Raw genomic sequence first — 24,741 nt, 5'->3', positions numbered from 1 at the left:
TTTCATTGCAAACAGGTTTGGTATGCCCCAATCTTCTTACTTTTGTATTCACACTATGATACAATCAATAGAAATAATGTCGCCGGTTGGTTCTTACGAATCGCTGATGGCTGCCATACAGGCAGGTGCAGGCTCTGTTTATTTTGGTGTCGGAAAAATGAACATGCGTTCGCGTTCCTCCGCCAATTTCACACTTGATGACCTTGCCCGCATCACCGCACTTTGCAAAGAAAATAATGTACGCGCCTATCTCACACTCAATACGGTTGTATTTGACAACGAAACAGAGGAGATGAATGCTCTGGTAGATGCCGCTGTTGAACATGGTATCAGTGCAATTATTGCTTCGGATATTTCAGTAATGGAATATGCACGCGACAAAGGTATGGAGGTGCATATCTCAACCCAATGCAACATAACTAATGCCGGTGCCGTGAGGTTTTATGCTCGTTATGCCGATGTTATGGTTACCGCGCGCGAACTGAGCCTTGATAAAGTAGCAGCAATCGTCCAAACTATTAAACAAGAAAATATTTGCGGTCCTTCGGGCAATCCTGTTAAAATAGAAATATTCGTTCACGGCGCTTTATGTATGGCCATTTCCGGGAAGTGTTATATCAGCCTCGATAATTTCAACAGCTCTGCCAACAGAGGCGCTTGCTTTCAACCTTGCCGACGTGGTTATGCCGTTCACGACCTTGAAGACGGTCTGGAGTTGGTGGTGGATAACAAATATATCATGTCGCCAAAAGATTTGTGTACGATAGGTTTTATCGATGCTATCGTCAATGCAGGAGCAACCGTATTGAAAATTGAAGGACGTGGCCGTTCACCTGAATACGTAAAAGCCGCGACCATGTGCTACCGCGAAGCGGTTGAATCTCTGGCGGCAGGAACGTACAACGAAGAGGCCGTCAAAGGGTGGATTCAGCGGCTTGATTCAGTTTACAACCGCGGCTTCTGGGACGGATATTATCTTGGAAAACACACCGGAGAATGGTCTGAACGCTACGGTTCGCAAGCAACACAGCAAAAAACCTATATCGGGAAAATAACCAACTACTTCTCTAAATTAGGCGTAGCAGAAATAAAATTGGAAACAGCACAATTATGTGCGGGAGACGAACTGCTGATAATTGGTCCTACAACAGGAGTACTTGAAGAAACTGTCAGAGAGATCCGCCTCGACGATGGCCTCACAAACACTGCAAATAAAGGCGATATCTGCTCTATTCCTGTGTCTGCCATAGTCAGACGCTCCGACAAAATATACAAACTGACCCCTGTAAGCAGGAGTCAGTCGTAAAATTCTATTCTATTTCTAGTTTGTTGTTATTTCATGATGCTGAACTCAACGCGGCGGTTAAGCTGGCGTCCGGCATCTGTTTCATTGGTTGAAATGGGCTTGTTGAAACCATAGCCGCCCGATTTGAAACGGTTACGTTTAACGCCCTTTGCTAATAAGTATTCAATGGCATTTTCAGCCCTTTTCTGTGAGAGGAACTCATTGTATTTCATCGTTCCCATGTTATCCGTATGACCTTCAACCAGTATCTTCCAATCCTTATGGCTCTGGAATAAAACAGCATGACGGTTCAGTATCTCGGCAGCATCGGGTCTGATTTCAGAACGGTCAAAATCAAAATAAATATTCTCCAGTTTAATAATCTGACCATCGATATTGCTTTGAGTGTAGTTTTCTGTTACCACCTGTACTTGCGTATGCTCGCAACCGGAAACCTGAACATACATATTATATTCAAGAGTCGATGTAACCGTTACATTGAAATTACCCAGTGTATCGGGAACCACAACAGCAACTTTTTTGCCCGTTCCCTTTTCGATAATTTCTATATTCGGCTGCATTGGTTTACCATTCTTTTCGTTAATTACAGTTCCATAAATAACGGTTGCCATACCGGCAGAATCAGACAATTTTATAGGATTAAATTCTTTGGAATATGACGTGCCGAAAAATAATTTTTTCTTTGCACCGGCATCATCGCAACCTTTTACCAGCATCGACATTCTGTAAGCCTTGCCTGACGACAAGTGTACATCATATTTCCCTGATTTATTAGTAACTCTCGATGCAATAAGTGAGTCCTTTTCGCGTGAATACATCAGAACATTTGCCATAACAGGCTCACCCGAATCTTCATCAACAACTGTTCCGTGGATTGATACAGGGTTTATGTTTGAAATAATTTCTTCGGTCGACATTGTAAACTGAACTTTGTAAATATCATGTCCGCCAAAACCGCCCTGACGGTCAGAATTGAAATATCCGGTTTTCCCGTCTTTGCCCATCCACAGGAAAATATCATCTCCTGTTGAATTCATCGGGTAACCAAGATTAACCGGGGCCGTCCATTTTCCATCAATCAATCTTGAAAGAAAAATATCATACCCACCCACAGTATTGTGTCCTTTTGAGCTGAAGTACATTGTAGTATCATTCAGCAAACAAACACCTTCTTCATCATAGGGTGTATTGATTACCGGACCGATATTGACAGCTTCGCCCCATTTACCGGACTCGTCAACTTTGCTGTAATAAATATCGGAACCACCCACACCGCCTTCTTTATCGCTGATAAAATAGATAGTCTGACGGTCAGATGTATAAGATGAGGATGGCTGATGTGAGCCTGTATAATTAACGCTGGAGGTCAGTTTTCTTGGTTTGGACCATCCGCCGTCTTGTTTAACTAATTCAACAAGCAGGTCTTCACCTTTGTAGTTTTTATAGATGGTAATAGTATCGCCACCTTCCGACATATCAGAAGTTGCATCGTTCGTCTTTCCGTTAATCGGGGGACCGGGATTTTCCGGAATAGTCCATTCACCATTTCTGAAATAAGTGAACCATATATCTTCGTAATACAAAAAGTCATAATGGTTGAGTCTTGAGCTGGTTCCTTTTCTGCGCGAAGTAAAAGCCATTACTGTTTCAGCTTTATTAACCACAGGGCAATAATCATCATATAAGCTATTTACGTTCTGTCCGAGGTTCATTATTTCGAGCCTGTTCGGTTTTGAATAAATTATTTTCCCACTTTTACATTCCTCAATTCGTTTGGTTATCTCTGCAAGTCTTGTATCCAAATCACCTGATTCATTTGCAAGCTTCCTGGGGTCAACAGAGCCGTAGTACTTCTGATAGCAGGCAATCGCTTTATCAAACTGATAGTTGTACTGATACGCTAAACCAAGATAATATGGCAAATCATCGGTTACATGTGAGTTTAACCTGTTGGCATTTTCAAGGTACAGTAGAGCCGTGTTTTTATAGAATGATTCGAGGTAACAAACGCCAATGCGGTAATTAAGCATCGCGCAATTCGGGTTGAAGTTATTTGCCAGCAGATAATAATCGAGTGCTTCTGCGTATTTTCCTTTCAGATCATAACTGTAACGGCGATCGCCCTTTTTAATGTTACGGAGAGCCCTTCTCAATTCCTTTTTCTGTCCAGGGAAATTACCCTTTGTAAATCCAAAATCCTGTGCAGACAAAATGCTGCTGCAGAAAAAGAATACAACAGAAAAAGCAATGATCATTGCAAAAATATTGGGCTTTTTCATAGACGCTATGATTTATTTGGTTATTTAAATTGATATTACTCTAATTATAGATACTTTAAATCTGAATCCTTACTAATCTGTTAATTTTCGATAAAAGTACTAAAAATGCCTTCAATAATTAAAATTGCTGCATTATATCTTCATTAACTCCAACGCAAAATTTATATATCTTGTTGAATATTACTTGCTTAGAATTTTAAACTCTGTTCTTCTGTTCATCTGCCGACCTTCTTCTGTATCATTGGTTGCGATTGGTTTATCAAAACCATAACCGACAAAAGTCAGTCTGTCAGCGGCAATGCTTTTGCCAACAAGATAATCAACAACTGATTTTGCACGTTGTTCTGACAGTTTTTTGTTGTATGCCGATGCGCCGATATTATCTGTATGTCCTGAAATTTCTATTTTCAGAGTCGGCAGGTCTGTCAGCAATTTCACAAGCCTGTCAAGTTCTGAAGTGGATTCGGGACGTATTGTTGCTTTATTAAAGTCAAAGAATATATTATTCAGAACTATAGTGCTGCCCACTTCAACTTTCTTCAGTTTAATATCTTTATTGATTTCCCTATAAGTCGTTGATGGCGGAATATTCAAATTTTCGGAATGAAACAGGTAACCTTCAGCCTTGACGGCGATTCCGTAATTTTTTCCGGATGGCAGAGAAACCAGATATTTACCCGTTTTGCTGTTTGATTCAAAACTTGAAATTATCTCATTTTTATCGTTGTCTGTAATTTCTATCACGGCACCTACCGGAGCCAGATTGATTTCATCGCTGATAATCCCTTTTAACAGCGTCACCTGATTATCAAGAATGGCAACAACAGGCTCAATTACAGTTTCACTTACAGGCTGCGTTTGGCTGGCAAGCAAATTATCTTCTGTATTATTGATGACCGGCTTTTCGGCTCCCAGAAATGTAATCTCATAAATATCCTGTGCGCCATAGCCTTCAGGTTTTACAGAAGAATAATAGCCATGAATGCCACTTGCCGCTATTGAAAAGAAAACGTCGTCGTCGGGAGTATTAATAGGATAACCAATGTTCACCGGTTCTGTCCATTGCCCATTTTCAAATGATGATTTAAAAATATCAAAACCACCCATGCCTTTATGTCCTTGCGAGCTAAAATAGAGTGTTTTGCCGTCTGACTGCATGAAAACACCTTCTTCATTCTCGGGTGTATTAATTACCGGCCCGGCATTAACAGGAGTTGACCAGCGACCTTTATCGTCTTTTTTCGTGATGTAAATATCGCCGCCACCGTATCCACCCGGTCTGTCGCTTACAAAATACATGGTTCTTCCGTCAAATGAAAATGTGGCGGATGATTCGTGATATTTTGTGTTGAGTTTTAATTTTGAAGGCGATGACCATTGATCACCTTTCAGCTTACATTCAAAAATGTCACCGCCGTTGGTTCCTTTATAAATAAGCAACGTTTGCCCATCGGGCGAAAGACCCACAGTAGCATCATGTTTATCGCTGTTTAATGGTTTTTTGGGATTGGTAGCTTTGGTCCAGCCGCTGCCCGTTTTATCGCTGAAATAAATATCTTCGTAATATTGCAAATCATTTTCGTCTAATTTGCCACCGGTAGTATTATCTCTGCGCGATGTAAAAAATATCTGCGATTCATCGGCCGTGATGAGTGGCGAATATTCAGGATAAATTGTGTTGATGTTACTTCCCAGATTATCGATGAAAACCCTGACCGGCTTTTTCACCAACTCTTTACCGACATTACACGCGTTAATCCGCTTTTCAATGTCAGGACCAACCTGAGCAAGCATATCAGGTGATAACGTGGCTTTATATTCCTGCAAAAACTGAATTGCTTTATCAAACTCAAGGTTAAGGTGGTATGCCTGACCCATCAGATATTTTATATCGGGAGCTACAGACGGATTGAGCAAATATGCTTTTTCGAGATATTGGATTGCGGTCGTTTTTTGGATAGTATTTACATAGCACTTTCCTATTTTATAATTCAAATCGGCGCAAGAAGGGTTAAAGCTATTTGCTTTCAGGAATAACTCCAGGGCGGTACGATACATTCCCCGTCCCATATCAAAGTATTTATTCCCTTGCTTATAATTATTCTTGGCTTCTTTGAATTCCTTTTCTTTTCCCGGAAAATTGCTTTTGATAAATTCCACATTTTGCGCCGAAACGCCTCCAAAGACGAATAACGCGATAAACAAACAAATCGGTGAAATATATTTTTTCATGGGTGTTCTATTATATTGCATTAATAACTATTTACACTGATTTTTCACGTAAGTGTCGGCAGTATTGATTCCAAGTGCAGCCGCCTTTTTCCAGTCTTCACAGGAATTGGTATTCTTACGCATCATTTCGTACGCAATACCCCTGTTCAGGTAAGCATATCCGTATGATGGGTTCAGTTCAACCGCTTTGGCATAATCGGCCAATGCGCCTTCGTAATCTTTGAGCTTATATTTTACATTACCCCTGTTATTGTAAGCATACGCATAATCAGGTTTTTGTTTGATTGCTTCATTGTAATCGGCCAAAGCGGCTTCAAAATTATCCAGTTCAAAATAAGCGGTGCCGCGGTTGTTATAGGCAATATAATAATCTGCCTTGATTTTTATGGCGGCCGTATAATCATCAACCGCACCTTTAAAATCTTTTTGCTTCTTTTTTACGCTGCCCATGTTATTATAGGCAAAGGCCATGGATGGATTGAGTGTGGTAGCCATTTTATAATCGGCCACAGCATCATCGAATTTCTCAAGTTTAAATCTCGCGCTTCCTCTGTCATTGTAGGCATAAGCGAAATCTGACTTACTCTGAATGGCCAGCGTAAAATCCTGAATCGCTTTATCGTATTCGCCTTTTTCAAAACTGATATCGCCTCTGTAATAGTAGGCCTGAGCATGGCTTGCATCCAGCTCAATAGCTTTCGTATAATCGGCATAGGCGCCATCTTTATCGCCCGTAGCTTCCTTTGCTTTGCCACGGCTGAAATATGCTTTTGCACTTGGACCTAACTCTATAGAACGGTTAAAATCGGTGATAGCACCTGCATAATCTTTTAATTCAAGTTTTACTGACCCACGATTAAAAATGGCTTTGTCAAATGTTGGCTTCAGTTGAATGGCTTGATCAAATTGTTTGAGTGCTTCCTGAAGATTTTTCGCATCATACGATTTGATTCCGTCATTGTAGAATTTCTCGGCCTGTTGGTCATCACCACTCCATAAAGAATCAGCCGAAACTACAGGATTCTGCGCATAGGTTCCGGCACACAGGAAGAAGACAGCAATCAGAAGTACAAGTCTTTTCATGAGATTGTTATAATATATTAATATTAGAAGGCAAATGTAAACAACACCATTAACATTTCAAAACAAAAAATTCCAAATTGGGACTTTAAAACATATATCAGTTATTACGAATGCTGCGAAAATAATGCCGGCGAATCCATTGGTTGTTGCGAATGCGATATTTACCCTGCTGATATCCAAAGGTTTTACAATGCGGTGCTGATATACCAAAAGCCCAATGAACAACAGTGCGCCAATCCAGAAAAATACACCTGTATCAGAATAAACCCCTGCTACGCACACACACAATCCACATATCACATGCGTAACGGACGAAATGGTAAGCGCCTTTTTCCTTCCAAAAAAAGATGGGATTGACTTTAAGTTCTCCGCCCGGTCAAATTCCTCGTCCTGCAGCGAGTAAATTACATCAAAGCCGCTGACCCAGAAGAAGACAACTACAGAGTATAAAACAGGCACCAGCGCAAACCTACCAGTCACGGCCAGATACGCTCCTATGGGGGCTAATGATAATCCCAGCCCGAGAATGTAGTGAGCTAAAGACGTGAAGCGCTTGGTATAACTGTATCCAAGAATTACAATGAGCGCAATAGGCGAAAGTGCGAAGCATAGCACGTTTATAAACCAGCTTGTGCCAATGAACAGTACCGCATTTACAATTATAAAAACCAAGGCCGACCATGGTTTGATGTGATTTTGGGGAATTTCTCGGTTACTTGTACGGGGGTTTTTTTTATCAAAAACGCGGTCGGCATACCGATTGAACCCCATGGCGGCATTGCGTGCAAATAGCACGCAAAGCAATACCAACAGTAACAGAAGAATATCCGGACGGTTATTCGCCTCGCTTGTTCCCAGAAAAAACCCGATAAGGGCAAACGGAACTGAAAACAGCGTGTGACTGATTTTTATAAATGAAAAATACTTCGATGTTTTATTGAAAAAACTACTCATTCAGCACATTAATAGACCGCTACAAAAATAGTCAAATCAATGGCATAATTTAAAAAATAGTTTAATGCTTATTTGCAGCAAGGCTCTACTTTGCAACTTCATCGATTGCATCAAGCAGGGTTTGCTTTTCCTGAGCACCGGTAAATCGTTTGATAAGAACACCATCTCGAAAAATTAATATGGTAGGAATATACTGCACATTGAAGCGGTTCGCCGTTTTTCCGTTTTCATCAACATCCATTTTACAAATAAGCGCCTTTTGGCCTATTTCTTCCGCTATCTGATCTATTATAGGCGATTGTAATCGGCACGGACCGCACCAGGTAGCCCAGAAATCAACCAATACAATATCCTTTTTAATCGTTTTGTCAAAATTCTTATCGGCGAGAATGGTAACCCCGTTTACAATGTCCTGAGCTTTTACTTCCGCTATGTTCATTATTATAAAACCCGCAAGAAAAAACAGGAAAGTCCGAATGAATGTGCCGCGTTTCATAAATCTTTAATTTGTGTGAATATTATTTTGCGGAGTGAGTTATCAAATTTCACACCACTATTCTATTTCAACAACAGTGATACCATGACCACCTTGCTCCAGTATTTCATCTCTGAATGATCGCACTTCTTTTGTTCTGGATAATAATTCACGAATTACGGACCTGAGAACACCGTTGCCTTTGCCATGCAAAATTCTGAGCTCATGAACGCGCAGCAAAACGGCATCATCCAACCATGCCGAAATCAATCCATGTACCTCCTCGGCACGCTTTCCCCTGACATCTATCAGTGGTTTGAAATTAGCAGTTTTTTCATCCAACCCACTGAAGATTGACCTCTGGTCGCTTTTTGCCATTTTCCTGACGGATGATTCATATTCTCCTTTTCCGGCAATACCAAGCTCATCCAGCGGCCACCATAATTTCATCGAATTAATAATGACCAGTGCCGATTTGTTTTTTATTTCTTCAACAATACCGGTTCCTTCATGCCCAATCAATTTCACATAATCGCCAATTTTAGCAGGTCTCGAATATACCGCGGGTGCTTCATTTTTGCTTTTCTTCCGGTCGGCAGATTTTTCTGTTTTCTTTTGCTTTTCAGGAACAACAACCATTGTCGCATTATTGGGATTGTCCGCCACCTGATTATCTTCAACCAATGACGCCAGTTCCTGCCGTAATTGCCTTGTCTTTTCTTTATCTGCCTGATGCTCCCTGATTTCACGAATCGTATTTTCAATAGTTCGGTTGGCATCGTTCAGTAACTTTGCAGCATCATTTTTTGCTTTTACAATAATCTCGCGTTTTGACTGCTCCAAATTTTCAAGAAGAGTGCGGTATTTTTCTATCATTTCCGATAAAAATTCATCGGCAACATTGTTTTGAATCTGCTTCTTTAATAATTCTTCTTTTTCCACTTCCAGTTCTTTCAGCTGACGGTCATAATCAAGTTGAGTCCCGCCGGTAAGCCGTGCCGCATTTTCAAGTACATCTTTTGCAAAACCAATCTGTCCGGCAATTTCAAAAGCATAGCTGCTACCCGGATTGCCAATTGCAAGCTTGTAAACCGGTTTCATTTTTTTAGTATCAAACAGCATGGCGCCATTTACAACACCCGGAATTTTTCCGGCAAGCAATTTCAGATTGCCATAATGGGTGGTAACAATACCGAAAGGTTGTACATTACTCAGATGAACAAGTACTGCCTCCGCAATGGCTCCGCCAAGATGTGGCTCGGTTCCACTGCCAAACTCATCAATCAGAAATAATGTTGAAGAAGTGATATTGTCGCAAAAATACTTTAGGTTGCGAAGGTGTGAACTGTAAGTACTTAAATCATTTTCAATCGACTGCTCATCGCCAATCTCAATAAAAATCTGTTTAAAAATTCCTGTTTCCGAATAATCTTTCATCGGAACAAGCATTCCGTTTTGCAGCATATACTGCAACAATCCGGCGGTTTTCAGGCATACCGATTTACCTCCAGCATTTGGCCCGGAAATTATCAGGATGTGCTGTTTTTCATTCAGCTCAAACGTAAGAGGAACGACTTCTTTTTTTTGTCGCTTCTGCAAAAGAGAAAGCAGTGGATTTACCGCTTCGTACCACACCATCTGCGGAGTGGCCGATATTTTAGGTTTTGAAGCGCCCATATCCAGTGCCACCAATGCTTTGGCTCTGATAAAGTCTATCTGCCCCATAAATTGATAGGCATCAATAATTTCGGGCAATTCAGGACGTAATTGATTTGTGAATTCGGTAAGGATTCTTATAATTTCCTTTTTCTCCTCGTACTCAAGGTCACGCAAATCGTTATTCATCTCAAAAATCTCAGCCGGCTCAATATAAGATGTAAGCCCGCTCGCAGATTCATCATGAATGAATCCTTTTATTTTTCTTTTATTGGATGAATAAACAGGCACAACAGCTCTTCCGTTGCGGATGGTTATTTCTGCCTCATCAGGCACCAGGCCGTCTTTTTTCAGCGATTGAAGAATTCTTCTGGTTTTTTTATCAATGGAATTACTGATGGAAACTATAGAACTTCTGATTTCACGAAGCCTTTCCGATGCCGTATCTTTAATTATTGCCTTGTCGTCAATAATTTTTGACGCCGACAGAATGATTTGTTTATTAAAAGCAGGTAATGCCAGACTTTCGTTCAGCACAGGATATTTCAAACTCCTTTTTTGCAGATATTCCTTTATTGCTCCAATTGCGGCATAACTCAATTTGAAAAACATGAGTTCTTCCGTTTCTATCCATGTTCCTTCAAGACGGATTCTTTTCAGTTCAGGAGTACAATCATAGAAATCCTGTGATGGAAAGTACTCTCCCGAAATTAATATTTGTCTGAATTCTTCTGTTTGCGATGTAAATAGTTCAACAGATGCAAAATCATCAAGGAAATGCATGACTTCGGCATTTGACACACCGAGGGCACACAGGCACTTTTCCTTCAGGAGAAGGCGTATCCGGTCAAACCCAGTCTTTAGCTCAAATGTTGCAGGAAAAATCAATTACAAAAGTTTGTGCAAAGATATAGTATTTGAACCTTTTCATCAGGCATGGACTGATTCTGATAATTCATCATACACCTTTTCATACAGATTGATTCCGGTCTCAAGTGAATAGAACTTTGCGGCCTGACTTCTAATATATGCAGGATCTGTTGTAAGAAGTCCGCTGATATTATTGATGGTTTCACTAAAAGTGTCTTCCGAAAAATCACCGACAACCAAACCCACACCGGCATCCTGCAATATCCGGTCAACATCGCCAATGCCACTGTTGCATATTAATGGAATGCCCATACTCATAATCTCTCCCATTTTAGTAGGCGAGGATGCTTTTTTTGAATAGGCCTGCTTTACAAAAAACAAGCTTATATTGCTCAGCCCGAGCAATGCCGGCACTTCGTCTCTATTAGCTGCAATAACAAAAATATCGTTTCCCGGAATACCTGATGAGGTTGATTTATTAATGATAATTTCTTTGTCGTCCTGAGTAATGTACAGAAAGCGTGCGCTGGGAATTACGGTTTTCATTTGGGTAAAAAAGCGAATCATTTCATCGGTCAGATACCAGGTACCAATGCTTCCCAGATACGAAACAATGAAATCGTTTCCGGAAATTTGCAACTTTTTGCGCAGCAAATCGGTTGATTGCTGTGTTTTGGTTTTATCAAACAACGCCATATCGCAACAGCAGGGGATTACCTGAATTTTATTTTCTAAACCTTTAAAATAATCCCATCCCGATATTTCACTTTTTGCATTGTTCGTAAGTGAAATGATTTTGTCTGCAGCCAGCAAAAAGTCGCGTTCTTTTTTTTTGAAATACGTAAATATCGTTTTGAACAGCGGATTTTTTAGATTCCAAAGCCCCCCATCTACGCGCTCATCGGCCCATAAACCTCTCATGTCAAAAACAAATTGACACCCGAATTTTTGTTTCATTGCCAGTCCTGTAAATGCGGCAATATAACTCCGGCAATGAACCACATCAAAATGGTGAATGGCATAAAGCTTTTGAGCATTTTTCCGCATCGTCATTATGTCCATTACCGTTGAAATTACCGGTGGGCTTGATGTATAATGCAAGGGAACCCATTTTATGGAAGCACGGTCGAGTTGAGCCTGTATCGTTTCGCGGAATTTTTCGAACCGGCCCGGCTTCTCACAACTCATTAAACATATTTCATGACCTGCACGGCTCAATCCCTCTAGATAAGGTATTACCTGTGAGCGCCCCAAGGGGTCTGTCATTCCATCATAGGACACATATAAAATTTTCACGGGCAATTCGTTGTATTATTGTGAATCATTAATATTCAATGATAGTGCGCAAAATTATTACTTTTGTTTTCAATTCATCCGAAAAACTTAACAGAACAAACTATGCGTTGGGAGAATCTGAATATATTTTCCGCTTTTGATGCATTCATTGTCCCAATGTTTTTCCTAATTATTTTAGGCTTGGCATACGCCAACAAACAGCGCAAAATTAAGACCAATCCAGCCTACAAATACTACATACCAGGACTTGTCGTAAAAATGCTCGCCGCAGTAATCTTTTGTTTTATCTATACATTTTATTATGGTTATGGCGATACCGTTGATTACTTTGTTGGCGGAAGATCCATGGGTAATCTTATGGTTGCCGATTTTGATCATTACATGCAAATTATGCTTACCCAAAAGCAGCCCTGGTATTATTATGGCTATTTCACAAATGAGACAGGCTTCGCACCCTATTTTATGTGGAAAGATCCCCATACTTTTTTTGTAATCAAGTGCGTTAGTCTAATCGTAAATATTGCATTTAAAAGTTTCCTTGCCACGGCGATTTTGTTGGCGGCTCTTTCGTATGTTGGTGTGTGGAAGTTGTATTTGTTTTTTACACACTACTACCCAAAAATGACTAAAGAACTTGCTATTGCTGTGCTTTTTATCCCATCCGTAATCTTCTGGGGGTCGGGCATTATGAAAGACACATTTACGTTTGCCTCATCCTGCTGGTTTATTTATTCTGTATTTAAAATATTTGTAAAGAAGGAACAGATTCCACTACACATTTTCACAACCCTTATCACTGCATTTATCATTTTATCAATCAAGCCATATATTTTTGTTGCGCTGATGCCCGGCACACTTATTTGGGTATTTTATCAACGAATGCGAAAAATAAAAAGCCAGTTCTTTAAAATTTTACTCTTCCCCATCATAATTATTGTTCTATTCGGGATAAACACGCTGCTATTCTCGGGAATAAAAGATTATCTGGGCGAATTTGGAAGTTATGACAATATTGTAAAAAGGGCTCAGATTATCAAAGACGACCTTACACGCGAGGAACAATATGGTAAAAACTATTATGATGTAGGAACTATTGGCGGTGGTGCCGGCGACATGATTAGTAGTGTTCCGAAGGCCTTAATGGCCGGACTTTTCAGACCATTTTTATGGGAGGCTGCAAGTCCTGTTATGATGATGTCCGGTCTGGAAAACACTATCCTTTTGCTGCTGACAATTTATCTCATCATTAAAATCGGGTTTATTAAATTCTTTACGCAAATTTTTGCCGACCCTGTTTTGGTTTTCTCTTTCACATTTATGCTGTTTTTCCTTTTTGGAGTGGGTCTCGCCACGGCTAATTTCGGTGCACTTGTTCGCTATAAAATACCGGCAATGCCGTTTTTTGCTGCAACATTACTTATTCTATACGGTAAGATGAAAGAGAAACAAAAGGACGAAGAAGCTGAGCGGTTGGCTAAACGCAAAGAGCGGCAACAGCCACTCTATCCGCAGTGAAAGAATTTCTCCACAAGTTTCATGATTTCAGCTTCATTTCCGGAAATATTATTTCTTAAACTGGCATCATCAAACCGCTTTAATCCCTTTTCAATTCCTTCGAGTAAAGCCGCCGGGAAAACATCGTATTTTTGATAAATTTCCGCCTGTTTTTCTAACATTTCTGCTGACGCAGCGCAGCTAACCGGTAATTGCGATAACTGGCTTGCGCGTTCGTTATGTTCTTTGTTGAAAATATTTACATCAACATAGGTTTTCTTTGCAAATTCCAATGAATCTTCCATCTCAAAACCATGGCGCGCTGCCACTACCAAACCGGCCATTGTCAGATAAATATCTGCAGAGCCATCTGGGCAACGAAATTCAATCGTCTGCTTGTCTGAGAAATCGCTTTTAGAAACCGGTTCATTCGGATTGGCGTGACCTATCATGTTTTTAGTGCCACACCAACCAAGCGGAACCCTCACCAATACCGACCTGTTACGATCTCCCCAACAAATATTTGTCGGCGCTTCCTGATGTGGAACCAAACGGAAATAAGATGTCGGGTTCGTATTCCCAAAAGCCGTAAGTGATGGTGCCAGTGTGAGATATCCTGCAACCATTTTGCGCGCTTCTGCGGTTAAGGTTCCGCAATTAGTAAGCAAGTTACGCCCATCTTTTATCAACCGTGTATGTATATGCAAACCGCTTCCGGCCTTGCCCGTCGTAATTTTAGGCGCTAAAGTTAATGTGATGCCATGCTTGAATGCAAGCGTACGCAATATCCATTTCGCGATAAGCAATTGGTCGGCAGCATCCTCAACATCAACAGGAGAAAACTCAATTTCATTTTGCTCATATTCCAAATCACCAATTGAAAAATTACCGACTTCCGAATGCCCGTATTTTAAGTTGCCGCCACATTGAACAATTGCCAGCATGGCTTCTGTCCGAAAATGCTCCCACTTTGAAAAAGGAAAGGACTCATGATAACCTTTTTGGTCGGATGCGGTAAAAAGAGCATTTTTTTCACTTATAATATAATATTCAAGCTCTCCCATGGCCTCAAAAGAAAACCCGGTCACAGATTTAAGCGATTGGTGAGCCTTTCGAAGCACATATTCAGGCGCCATTTCTAACGGATCGCCGTCTTTATTATAATAAGAGCACAAAATATCAATGGCCGGAATTTCACTGAAGGGATTCAAAAAAGCCGTTTTATATCTTGGCACAACATAAAGATCGCTTGACCCTGCTTCAATATACGGAAAGAGGCTTGATCCGTCGACCCGTTCGCCTGAGGATAAAAGCTGGTCGAGATGAGCAAGACTGTTTATTACAATATTTAATGTTTTTAACCGACCGTCGCTCCCGGCGTATCTGAAATTCACCAAACGGATACTTTTATCACGAACAAAGTTGATAATATCACTTTTTGTAAAATCTTTGGATGGTTTGTTCAAATGCTGAACCAGTTGATTTTGGTTCATTTCAGTATTTAATTTGTCTGACATAACGATGCTTTTTTTACAATTTTGACTGGGAGCAAACATAATAAAAAATAAATTACTGAATCAGTCTATTCCTGTTAATCAAAAAATAAAATACACCCCGGCTTTGCAAATAGGGATTTTGTTGTACTTTTGCACACCTCTCTTCGTAGCTCAGTTGGTAGAGCAGCTGACTCTTAATCAGCGGGTCGAAGGTTCGAGTCCTTCCGGGGAGACAAAACTGTTTTAGTAAACAGTTAACAATAAATACGTTATTATTCTATTAAAAGGGAGTGTTTCGCTACTTGCAAAACACTCCCTTTTTCTTTTACCTACCCAACAACTGTTGTTCATAACTTTTCTACACTAAGAAAACAATGCTAATTTTAGCATAAAATACTAATATTATGCACTTTAATTAAATTTCTAAACCAATACGGCAAAAACCACGACAAATATTTTCATCTACATTATTTGCTTTTTCATAAGGTATTTTTGTATCTTTGTCTTTAATTATTGAAAATAACGTGCAAAAACATCGTAGAATTGAGAAGCGTGTCAACAATAACCGGTCAAGTTATACACTTGCAAATGCAGGAACCGGCGCATTATACGCAGGAAACGCTCTACAATGTTTTATATAAAGAGTGTAATGGCATAATAAAGAAGTTCGTTTATCGTCATTTTGGTACTGAAGATGATTTTAATGATTTGATGCAAGAAACCTTTCTTGCTGTTTCAACAAAATTAAAAAAAAGTGACCTTCACGGCGTTCTTTCTCTTAAAGCATACTTAATCGGAGTGAGCCGCAACCTTTGGTTCAAAGAATTAGAGCGCAAAAGGTTGAGCGAACGGTTTCTCCCCGAAATAGAAGTTTCGTGCAACGACGATGACGATGATTACACAGATTCGCTGCAACAACGATATAACCTCTACTGGAAGTATTTTATACGGCTCGGACATGAATGCCGAAAAATAATTAACTCGGCATTTAAAAAGGAAGCGAGCGCAGACACAAGTTATAAACTGGGTTATACCAGAGATAATTTTTACAAGAGAAAATCACTTTGCTTGAAATCATTATACAATAAGATAAAACAAGATCCATTATTTAACAATCTAAAATTCGACTGAGATGGGATACATAGAGCAGATTGAGAAGTACATCAACGGCGAATTGAAGGGAAAGGATCTGGTACAGTTTGAAGACAAACTCAAACAAAACCAGAATTTATCCCGCGATGTTGCCCTGTTCAGGGACATGAACGGATTTCTCCTGTCAAGGCAGGCAGAAATAGCGCAGTTCATGGAAACCGGCACGGCCATCCATCAATCGCTTATTGATGACGAACGGAAACATGTGGAGAACTTCGGGACTCAAGACCGGATTAACAGGATCTCCGCATACATCGGACAGAGCGAAGATAACAGTCAGATTGCCTGGTTGCATACTGAAGCAATCCTCTATCCCGAAATGGTTGATGAGATTATCGGCGACATACACATTGACAGGTTCAATGGCGGTCGCTTATCTCCCGACGAATGTCTTGTACTGTATGAAAACCTTTGTACGGTTTACAATTCATTCAACTCAATCAACCGCAGCATAGACGAGTTACTTATGGACAAAGACTATGCAGGGAATAGATCGCGCCGCTATCTTTACAGCTCAAATCCGAAAGAAACCAAAGTTATACAACTTGATCAGAAAAAACCTGCACCACGGATAGGCCGGGTCAGATGGGCTGTTGCAGCCTCTCTCGCACTGCTTATCGCAGCATCGAGTATTGTGATGCTCACCGTGAACAGAATGCCGCAGGGCAATCAGTTGTATACAGAGTATTTTTCACCCTATCAGGCTGATATGACTCTGAGGGATGGCGGAATCGAAAACAACTCCTTTGCTAACGGAATGGATTTGTTTACTGCTAAAAACTTCAACGAGGCCATAACCCTCCTCGGCAATGTAGAAGCTAGCGATCAAAATTATGTCGCTTCTCTATTTTACCGTGGATTAGCCTACATGCAAACCAATGATCACCGCAGCGCAAAAGCTGAATTTTTATCAGTAATCAATTCGGGAAAAACAAACCTGACCGCCGATGCACAATGGTATCTTGCCTTGTGTTACATCAAGTTGGGCGAAGTGAGCGAAGCCAAAACCATGCTCCGCACGATTATCAAATCAAACCCGTTTGATAAAGAAAAAGCTGAAACACTGCTGAATCAATTGTAAGAAGCGGTAACCCCTGAAGGTTATAACACAGAAAACGCTTCAAAAATCTTTTGGAAAGAACGATTGCCACACTCTGGCAGTCGTTCTTTTTTTATTGATTCATCGGCACAATCATTTATCATATGCAAACTTAAACCTGCCCGATGGCCTGACCCTGAGTTTACGCTTCCGACGGAGGTAAAAGAACAGAAACAAGAAGGCTGCAACAAATACTACTGCCGAAATTAAATAGGCATAGAACCGCCAATGCGAAGTCGGGATATTTTTCATAGGCGAAGGACTGCCTATTAAAATATACCCTGACCAATATGCCGGATGTGAAATAGTGGAATTTGATTTTTTTATGAAATCAAGTTTTGCCTTTTGCAACGCATCGTCCTTACTCATGCCCAATGCAAGATTTCTGTAAAACGCCTGCATGATGGTCGATCCCGAAAGGTCACTCACAGGCCACAATGATGTAATAATACTGCGGCAGCCGGCATAAATAAACGTGCGTGAAAGACTCATTAACCCTTCGCCCAATACCATTTTTCCGCTGCCAGTGCGGCATGCACTCAGCACTACCAGGTCGGTTTTAAACGACAATTGGCGAATTTCCGTCACATCCAGAATTCCATTATCGTCCGGACTTCCATCGGGAGAGAAAACCAAGCCCGACATCAGCGGATTATCCTCGTTGGTGGTACTGTGCATTGAAAGATGAAGAATAGATGCTTCAGGCGCATTCTCAATAAATGATGCACGCGTAGCAGCAGTTCCACCATAAAAGGTTCCTTTCCAAATTCCGGCAACGGCTTCGGCTTCACGGCGCGCCTCGCGCAGCGGAGGAAGCTTTATTTTACGCGTGGTGCCCGGTATTGGCGTACTGTCTAACAAACTGTAATCAGGAGCATAAGCAATCATTCCACTTCCCTGATTATCTCCGGCGGTTAAGGCAGACGACAGCCAGGTAGCCGAATAAACGTAACTGAATGCAAAACGTTCAACAAGGTATGACATCCCCCGGAAATCCAAAAGCTGTTTCGCAGTATCACCGGGCGGTTCCTCCATCAGCGCGTCAAATGTCATGTATCCCAGACGGGCATCAGGCGCAATTACAACGTGATCGGCATCTCTGAGTAAAGGCATGAGCGGCTCCATGAGCCCCACATAGAGTTTATGTGCCATCATCCCAAAACCATAAATATACTTGTTCGTGTATGATGACGGTGCTTTCCGTGCAAGGTCCGTCTTGAATTTGTTGGCAATGCCGTAAAACGAAGTGTCTGTTTTGATTCTTACTACTGAAAAAGAATCGCATGTAACTACAAATGCATAAATAACCGAATCGGTACAAGCGTATTCCACAAGAGCCATTCCCTTTGGCATCAATCTGGAAAACTGGACCGGGTCGGCTGTTTGCGTACTGTATTTGGCCGCATAGTATGCAGGGTATTCTTTCTCAAGCCATGCAGTGAGCTTTTCGCGCTGAGCATACAGCTGCACAAGTTTTTGCCTTGCCGAACCACTATTTCCTCCAAACGCCTCAACGGCAGAGCCATTGCCCGAAAGCACTTTTTCATAACCGGCAATCTCGTTTTTCAATTTAGTTTCAAATTCAATTACCTGACTTGGAACGCCCGATTGGCTAAGTGCAGATGCATTTCGCTGATCGGCCATCAGGGCGCCGGCTTTATTCAGCTCAGCATATCGGAAAGCACGTGCCAGATAAATCTGCTTACGCGTAAGCGAATGCAATTTCACGGCAACATCTATGGCTTCAAGGTATATCGGCGTTCCTAACTCAGACAGGAACAACTTACTGTCTTCAACCATGTAGCTCTTTTGCACCATACTCAGCAGATCCATGGCTTTTTCATAGGTGCGCAACGATAAGTTGAGATAATACTCTTTTTGCGCCGGATACACTTCGGCCATCAGTGCATATGCCTTTGCCTTGCCGTTAAGCGCGTTTCCCAGGTGCATTACGAAAGGCGTTGATTTAATGTCCGGATTTTTCAGAAAGCTCATATCATCAAATCCTGTTGATACCGCTATCAGCGCTTTTTGGTAATAATACAAAGCGCTGTCAGGCTTGTTCATTTTAAGCCAGTAATAACCCTGGAACTGCAGCGCAAGCGATGTTTCCTGATGTTTCAGCCCATAAATGGCAAGATACCCCGCTAATGCCATTTTTATTTGAGCATCACCATCTTTGAACCGCCCATGGTCGCACAGAAATTTTCCGTATTGTACTCTGATTTCAATATTCTGGCTCTCAACAGGATTAAGCAATGCCCACTTGAAGCAGTTCTCTGCGTTGGCAGAATCCTTTAAGTAGTTGTAGCATTTCGCCAGCTCCCCGTATTCCTGAAAATACGGATAGGGCGAATTTCTTTTTAATTCAATCGATTGAGTAATGCATTCGAGCGCTTTTGCATATTCGTGCTTTTGCATATAGCACAGTCCCAGAGCCTGATAGGCGCCTGATTTATAATAGAAAGAATAAGCACTATTTTCCTTTTCAAAATAGAACAATGATAAATCAAGCATTCTGATTGCTTTATCAAAATCGCCGAGAAAAAAGCTTATATAGCCCTTATTTGTAATTACATTCCCTAATGTTGAGTACTGCTTCTTATTAACCTTATTACAAAGATACTCTGATGCATTAAGGTACTTCGATGCAGAGTCGAACTCCCATAGCTTGATAAACATCAAACCAGTATTTAAGAGCTTTTCAGGAATATTTTCAACAGACTTTTTTTGTTTTATATAGCTTGAAAGATCCTTTTTAGAATAGCTGAGTGCGCGTTTATAATCACCGAGAACCTCATAAATGTACGCCATTGTCCTGAAATACGGGGCAATTGTATCGGGATTTGCTTTGATAAAGGCAGATTTTTCAGCAAGATTATAGAAATATAGCGCTTCGGAATATTTACCAAGCATGTAAGATTGATTCCCTTTTTTGATATTGGCGTTAAAATAATCAACTTCCGCAGTCTGTGATTTGGCATTTATATGAGAAATTACCATCAAAAAACAAAAGAAAAAACATTGTTTTAAATATCTCTTTATTAATATTTTAACAACACTTTCATTCATAATAATACTGCGTTTTTAATATTTGTAATATCTTCAAAGTTATTATAATAATCTATTCCATTTAAGTTGGTTGGTGCAATGATCTAAATATTCAGTTACACCCTGCATTTTGCTTTATGTAATCCTTTATTTTCGGTCATTATATGAGTTTTCAACAAATTCAAACGACTTATCAACAATTCTTTTGATGCCAGCACCTCAAATTATTTAAATAACAAATACTAAATATGAAATAATATTTAGATGAAGATGAAATTATAAACAATGAACATGCATAGATTAACGACATTATTCTAAGTCTGTTTCCTTACCTATATCAACTTGCTGTGAATGTGACTTGTAAGAAATTCTTGATAATTATGAAAGTTGCTGTTTTAAAGACGTTTAGTAAATATAAACTATTAAAATGATTAGATAAACACTTCTGTTACTGAAAACTGTCGAAAATTTAACCCTGTCAAATGTAAAAACTGCCTATTCCCTTCATAAATTTGCTGAACAATTCGATGTAAGAATGTTCTTTAATTTACTGGTTTAAATTTATTCTCCGGATTCTCCAAATAACTTTGATTGGTTTATTGCATTTACTGACCATCGTATGTTTGAGGCATCCTGACAATATAAAAGTAGTACTTGGTTACATATTCATTTTGGCAGCCCCCGAAAAGTTATTAACAGGCAAATGAAGGATGCGGTGTCAAAAAAAAATCAGTAACAAAGGGTTTTAGTATTCGGAAATTTTGTTTCAATAAATAAATGTTTAACAACCAAATCAGAGAAAAATGAAAAAGTTCGCAAAAGTTGTAACCGTGGTTATCGCAGCTGCCTTTATTTTCGGCAGTGTTGTTAGCTCATCAGCAATGTCGATTGATCCCCCTTCGGGTGGTGGCAGCATTGTTAAAACTACACCTCCTCCTCCTCCTCCTCCCAGGCCGTAATACTATTCAAAATACGATTCTTAAAATAAAGAACAGTATTTGAATACCTCTGGGGAAAGATTAAAAGAGGTAAATTAAGGTTAAATCAAAATTTCTCTTCCGGGGGAAGACAGTCAAGGACTGTTTTTTCTCCGGAGGAGTATTTATATAAAATCTATTATTCATGAGACTTTCAGAACGATGGTCTCATGAATTGTTTATAAATAGTAAGGTGCAATATTTTTCAACTTTCTTTTCTTAGAGCTACGCACTATTTCGGTGTTTTTTAATAAATATTGATTCAGATATTCTTACCTTCAGTAACTAACATGGTACGAAGCAGAGAAATACCCGAAAGAAATAATTAACTTTGAGGCACAGAATTGGTCGGTTCATTTGTAACTCATGGAAACGAAAACTCTACTCTAATGGAACCAGATGAAAACTCAAAGCACCTTACAGCTAACGTTAAAGTTGGCGAAGATATAGTGCAGGCCGTTTGGGAAAAGGCGAGGATTATCCCGGAAGTCAGCCCCGACAGATGGCGCAAAGATCAGAACGGAGCATGGATAGGGCGGGATAAGTTTAACGACAGTAGCTTACCACTTTCGTTCGGATGGAAGTTAAGCTATATACTGCCTCCCGAAGATGGCGGCCCAGACGAACCAGAGAACCTAAAACCATTACAGTGGGAAAATGCTGAGGCCACAAGGCGCAATGCGCAGCGAAATGTAGTGACCAGTGATGGTTATCATAATACTTATTTCGCTAATTTAAAGCGCTTCCCGTCCGAATAACATCCAAAAAATTAAAAAAAAAAAAAAATACCAAGTTCTTCCTCTTCCAACCCTTATGAAAAAAACAGAAACAACTAAAAAGCATTTCAGTATGATTGTTCATCCTGAAAGAGTCCGAGCCGAAGCCAGGCGTATTCTGAACACACGATACACCGAAGAAGACGGTTGGATTGTAAATTCAACACTCTCGTGGCAGCCCCATCTGCCCGATTTCATTATTGACCGCTACTGCGGAAGAAATACAGAACGCGTAGTTGCCGTAATTATTTTCGAGGAACAAATTACGCACAGGCATATTAACCGCATTGATGAAATTTCATCCAGACTTACCGGGCACAATTTTCTGTCGGCCGGAAAAATAATTATTGTGCCTGAAGGTTGTGACACATCACTCATTCACTCAGATACCGAAATTCTTGCGGTGTAGACAAACACTGCAAATACTCTCCCGGTTTTTTACCTGCACGATGATTGCTTGTTCGGACGGTTCATGATATTTCGCAAGACACGCTTAAACCCTGTTCGTTTTAAGGTTGTTTGTGAAAATAATGCATTGAATTGGGGCTCATCAAGGTTCCGCCAGTCTTCATCAGTCATTGATTTTAACACGGGATTTAAGCTGAAGTCGCTGCAGTTGTGCGGTTCTGCCTTCCTATTGTATGGACAGACATCCTGACAGACATCACAGCCAAATATCCAATTTCCGGTTTGCCCGATTTCATCGGCTGTAAAATCCGGTTTCTGTTCAATCGTTTGATATGCTATGCATTTTCGAGCATCAATAACGCCGGGCATTACAATCGCTTTCGTTGGGCAGGCATCCATACATAATGTGCAGTTGCCGCAGTGTTCCAATGATGCAATATCAGGCTCAAGTTCAAGATTGGTAATAATACTGCCAATAAAGAAAAATGATCCTTTTTCACGGTTTATAAGCAGCCCGTTTTTACCGATCCACCCAAGACCGCACTTCATTGCCCATGGTTTATCCATAAAAGAGCCGGAATCAACCGTTGTAACTGTTTGGTATGGTCCGAGGATATTGATAAAAGCGGCAATACGCTTGAGTTTCTCCATCACCACGGTATGGTAATCGCGCCCCAGCGCATACTTTGCAATTCTGAATGTGCTGTCGACCGGCTGTTCCGGGGGATAATAATTAAACAAGCCCGTGATTACTGTTTTAGCGCCATCCAGCAGCAAGCGCGGATCGGCTCTTTTTTCCTGCGAATTGGCAAGCCACGTCATTTCTGCATTATACGACAGGCCGATCCATTGTTTTAACTGTTCTGATTCATTCTGGAGAAAGGCCGCACGGGCAGTTCCTGCCATATAAAATCCTTCATCGTGAAAACGGCTAATTATGGAGGCTTTTAGATGACTATTCTCATTCAGGTTCATTGGCTGAGGCTATTTTCTTATGCAGAAGTTTTGAAAAGCACCCATGATTTCATTCCTGAAAAGATTCGCTTTTTGTTTGATATCAGGCTCTCCATATTCAGTATATGAAAAAATCAGAAAAGATTCTGCTGAGTGTTGGGATTGATTCGTCCCAGATGCCGGTAGGCATTTTCTGTTGCTTCGCGTCCGCGAGGCGTACGCATCAGGTATCCTTCCTGGATAAGAAATGGCTCATATACTTCTTCGATGGTACCGGTATCTTCGCCAACGGCCGTTGCAATGGTGGTGATGCCCACAGGACCGCCTTTAAATTTATCAATGATTGTGGTGAGTATCCGAATATCCATTTCATCGAGGCCATTCTTGTCAACATTTAGCGCGGTAAGCGCCATGTCGGCAATTTTCATGTCAATGGAGCCATCGCCTTTTATTTGCGCGAAGTCGCGGACACGGCGCAATAAAAGATTGGCAATACGGGGTGTTCCGCGACTGCGGCGTGCAATTTCGGCAGCAGTATTGGGCATGATAGGAACCTTAAGTATACGTGATGACCGGGTAACAATAGAAGTGAGAATACTGCTGTCGTAATACGACAGGCGCGAATTGATACCAAATCGTGAGCGCAGCGGAGCAGTAAGTAATCCGGAGCGTGTTGTTGCCCCAACAAGTGTAAATGGGTTGAGTGATATTTGTACACTGCGGGCATTGGGTCCGCTTTCTATCATGATATCGATGCGGAAATCTTCCATGGCAGAATACAGATATTCTTCCACCACGGGCGAAAGGCGGTGAATCTCATCAATAAAGAGAACGTCGTTTGTTTCAAGATTTGTAAGCAATCCGGCAAGTTCGCCGGGTTTATCGAGAACCGGCCCGGAGGTGGTTTTAATGCCAACGCCCAGTTCATTTGCAATGATGTATGAAAGGGTTGTTTTTCCAAGTCCCGGAGGGCCGTGAAGGAGGACATGGTCGAGAGCCTCACCTCGTTGGCGGGCTGCTTCAACAAAAATCTTCAGATTACTCACCACATTATCCTGGCCAATAAAATGTTCGAACGACTGAGGTCGCAAGAATTTTTCGAACTCCAGTTCGGCAGGGCTAAGGTTTTCTTCTGAAGGATCCAGTACTTCGTTCACCATTTTGAAATAAATTCGGTATAATG

Annotated in this window: 18 protein-coding genes and 1 tRNA gene; 8 read left to right on the top strand and 11 right to left on the bottom strand. The window is 40.8% G+C overall.

From position 1 onward, the window contains the following. Window positions 1-55 precede the first annotated feature (55 nt). A complete protein-coding gene (locus WCM76_01445; protein MEI6764271.1) occupies window positions 56-1,306 on the top strand; it encodes a peptidase U32 family protein in 1,251 nt (416 codons plus the stop codon). A 26-nt stretch (window positions 1,307-1,332) separates the two neighbouring features. On the opposite strand, the gene WCM76_01440 is transcribed toward WCM76_01445, so the two are convergent. The 7 genes from WCM76_01440 to WCM76_01410 form a co-directional block, all read right to left on the bottom strand. Then, window positions 1,333-3,585, bottom strand: coding sequence for an OmpA family protein (locus tag WCM76_01440; protein ID MEI6764270.1), 2,253 nt, complete (start codon window positions 3,583-3,585; stop codon window positions 1,333-1,335). A 180-nt stretch (window positions 3,586-3,765) separates the two neighbouring features. Further along, a complete protein-coding gene (locus tag WCM76_01435; GenBank protein ID MEI6764269.1) occupies window positions 3,766-5,817 on the bottom strand; it encodes an OmpA family protein in 2,052 nt (683 codons plus the stop codon). A 27-nt stretch (window positions 5,818-5,844) separates the two neighbouring features. Further along, window positions 5,845-6,900 carry a tetratricopeptide repeat protein gene (locus WCM76_01430; protein ID MEI6764268.1) on the bottom strand — a complete coding sequence of 352 codons (1,056 nt, stop codon included), beginning with the start codon at window positions 6,898-6,900 and terminating at the stop codon, window positions 5,845-5,847. Between the two features lie 57 nt (window positions 6,901-6,957). Then, window positions 6,958-7,854 carry a UbiA-like polyprenyltransferase gene (locus WCM76_01425; GenBank protein ID MEI6764267.1) on the bottom strand — a complete coding sequence of 299 codons (897 nt, stop codon included), beginning with the start codon at window positions 7,852-7,854 and terminating at the stop codon, window positions 6,958-6,960. An 85-nt stretch (window positions 7,855-7,939) separates the two neighbouring features. Beyond that, complete coding sequence (trxA, locus tag WCM76_01420; GenBank protein ID MEI6764266.1) at window positions 7,940-8,293, bottom strand: thioredoxin; 354 nt, start codon at window positions 8,291-8,293, stop codon at window positions 7,940-7,942. Window positions 8,294-8,407: 114 nt separating this feature from the next. After that, entirely contained in the window at window positions 8,408-10,768 is a 2,361-nt protein-coding gene (locus WCM76_01415) for a Smr/MutS family protein (protein MEI6764265.1), read from the bottom strand. A gap of 147 nt (window positions 10,769-10,915) precedes the next feature. Then, a complete protein-coding gene (locus WCM76_01410) occupies window positions 10,916-12,151 on the bottom strand; it encodes a glycosyltransferase (protein MEI6764264.1) in 1,236 nt (411 codons plus the stop codon). A gap of 180 nt (window positions 12,152-12,331) precedes the next feature. On the opposite strand from WCM76_01410, the gene WCM76_01405 reads away from it, so the two are divergent. Next, a complete protein-coding gene (locus WCM76_01405) occupies window positions 12,332-13,666 on the top strand; it encodes a hypothetical protein (protein MEI6764263.1) in 1,335 nt (444 codons plus the stop codon). On the opposite strand, the gene WCM76_01400 is transcribed toward WCM76_01405, so the two are convergent. Continuing rightward, the gene (locus WCM76_01400; GenBank protein ID MEI6764262.1) at window positions 13,654-15,162 is read right to left on the bottom strand and encodes a glutamine synthetase family protein; all 1,509 of its coding nucleotides are present in this window, start codon (window positions 15,160-15,162) and stop codon (window positions 13,654-13,656) included. The two genes, WCM76_01405 and WCM76_01400, sit on opposite strands and share 13 nt — an antisense overlap. Before the next feature lie 139 nt (window positions 15,163-15,301). Here WCM76_01400 and WCM76_01395 point away from each other — a divergent pair. From WCM76_01395 to WCM76_01385, 3 genes are all read left to right on the top strand, one after another. After that, window positions 15,302-15,374, top strand: a tRNA-Lys gene (locus WCM76_01395). Window positions 15,375-15,729: 355 nt separating this feature from the next. After that, entirely contained in the window at window positions 15,730-16,272 is a 543-nt protein-coding gene (locus WCM76_01390) for a sigma-70 family RNA polymerase sigma factor (GenBank protein MEI6764261.1), read from the top strand. 1 nt (window position 16,273) lies between these two features. Continuing rightward, a complete protein-coding gene (locus WCM76_01385; protein MEI6764260.1) occupies window positions 16,274-17,374 on the top strand; it encodes a tetratricopeptide repeat protein in 1,101 nt (366 codons plus the stop codon). Between the two features lie 111 nt (window positions 17,375-17,485). On the opposite strand, the gene WCM76_01380 is transcribed toward WCM76_01385, so the two are convergent. After that, complete coding sequence (locus WCM76_01380) at window positions 17,486-20,308, bottom strand: CHAT domain-containing protein (protein ID MEI6764259.1); 2,823 nt, start codon at window positions 20,306-20,308, stop codon at window positions 17,486-17,488. A gap of 938 nt (window positions 20,309-21,246) precedes the next feature. On the opposite strand from WCM76_01380, the gene WCM76_01375 reads away from it, so the two are divergent. From WCM76_01375 to WCM76_01365, 3 genes are all read left to right on the top strand, one after another. After that, window positions 21,247-21,402, top strand: a complete 156-nt coding sequence (locus tag WCM76_01375; protein ID MEI6764258.1) for a hypothetical protein — start codon at window positions 21,247-21,249, stop codon at window positions 21,400-21,402. Window positions 21,403-21,809: 407 nt separating this feature from the next. Further along, window positions 21,810-22,178, top strand: coding sequence for a hypothetical protein (locus WCM76_01370; GenBank protein ID MEI6764257.1), 369 nt, complete (start codon window positions 21,810-21,812; stop codon window positions 22,176-22,178). A gap of 55 nt (window positions 22,179-22,233) precedes the next feature. Then, window positions 22,234-22,605: a hypothetical protein gene (locus WCM76_01365; protein MEI6764256.1), complete on the top strand. Its 372-nt coding sequence runs from the start codon at window positions 22,234-22,236 to the stop codon at window positions 22,603-22,605. Window positions 22,606-22,634: 29 nt separating this feature from the next. Here the strand turns inward: WCM76_01365 and queG are convergent, their stop codons facing one another. Continuing rightward, the gene (gene queG / locus WCM76_01360; protein ID MEI6764255.1) at window positions 22,635-23,579 is read right to left on the bottom strand and encodes a tRNA epoxyqueuosine(34) reductase QueG; all 945 of its coding nucleotides are present in this window, start codon (window positions 23,577-23,579) and stop codon (window positions 22,635-22,637) included. Window positions 23,580-23,692: 113 nt separating this feature from the next. After that, complete coding sequence (ruvB, locus tag WCM76_01355) at window positions 23,693-24,715, bottom strand: Holliday junction branch migration DNA helicase RuvB (protein ID MEI6764254.1); 1,023 nt, start codon at window positions 24,713-24,715, stop codon at window positions 23,693-23,695. Window positions 24,716-24,741: the final 26 nt, after the last annotated feature.

The organism is Bacteroidota bacterium (assembly GCA_037133915.1).
GTDB lineage: Bacteria > Bacteroidota > Bacteroidia > Bacteroidales > CAIWKO01 > JBAXND01.
This window is presented reverse-complemented; position numbering and strand designations above follow the sequence as displayed.

Coding starts and splice junctions, on each gene's coding strand:
- WCM76_01440 (MEI6764270.1), bottom strand. CDS start 3,585: ATGAAAAAGCCCAATATTTTTGCAATGATCATTGCTTTTTCTGTTGTA.
- trxA (MEI6764266.1), bottom strand. CDS start 8,293: ATGAACATAGCGGAAGTAAAAGCTCAGGACATTGTAAACGGGGTTACC.
- WCM76_01400 (MEI6764262.1), bottom strand. CDS start 15,162: ATGTCAGACAAATTAAATACTGAAATGAACCAAAATCAACTGGTTCAG.
- WCM76_01430 (MEI6764268.1), bottom strand. CDS start 6,900: ATGAAAAGACTTGTACTTCTGATTGCTGTCTTCTTCCTGTGTGCCGGA.
- WCM76_01445 (MEI6764271.1), top strand. CDS start 56: ATGATACAATCAATAGAAATAATGTCGCCGGTTGGTTCTTACGAATCG.
- WCM76_01365 (MEI6764256.1), top strand. CDS start 22,234: ATGAAAAAAACAGAAACAACTAAAAAGCATTTCAGTATGATTGTTCAT.
- WCM76_01415 (MEI6764265.1), bottom strand. CDS start 10,768: ATGCATTTCCTTGATGATTTTGCATCTGTTGAACTATTTACATCGCAA.
- WCM76_01380 (MEI6764259.1), bottom strand. CDS start 20,308: ATGCTTGGTAAATATTCCGAAGCGCTATATTTCTATAATCTTGCTGAA.
- WCM76_01390 (MEI6764261.1), top strand. CDS start 15,730: ATGCAGGAACCGGCGCATTATACGCAGGAAACGCTCTACAATGTTTTA.
- WCM76_01385 (MEI6764260.1), top strand. CDS start 16,274: ATGGGATACATAGAGCAGATTGAGAAGTACATCAACGGCGAATTGAAG.
- WCM76_01435 (MEI6764269.1), bottom strand. CDS start 5,817: ATGAAAAAATATATTTCACCGATTTGTTTGTTTATCGCGTTATTCGTC.
- WCM76_01370 (MEI6764257.1), top strand. CDS start 21,810: ATGGAACCAGATGAAAACTCAAAGCACCTTACAGCTAACGTTAAAGTT.
- WCM76_01375 (MEI6764258.1), top strand. CDS start 21,247: ATGAAAAAGTTCGCAAAAGTTGTAACCGTGGTTATCGCAGCTGCCTTT.
- WCM76_01425 (MEI6764267.1), bottom strand. CDS start 7,854: ATGAGTAGTTTTTTCAATAAAACATCGAAGTATTTTTCATTTATAAAA.
- queG (MEI6764255.1), bottom strand. CDS start 23,579: ATGAACCTGAATGAGAATAGTCATCTAAAAGCCTCCATAATTAGCCGT.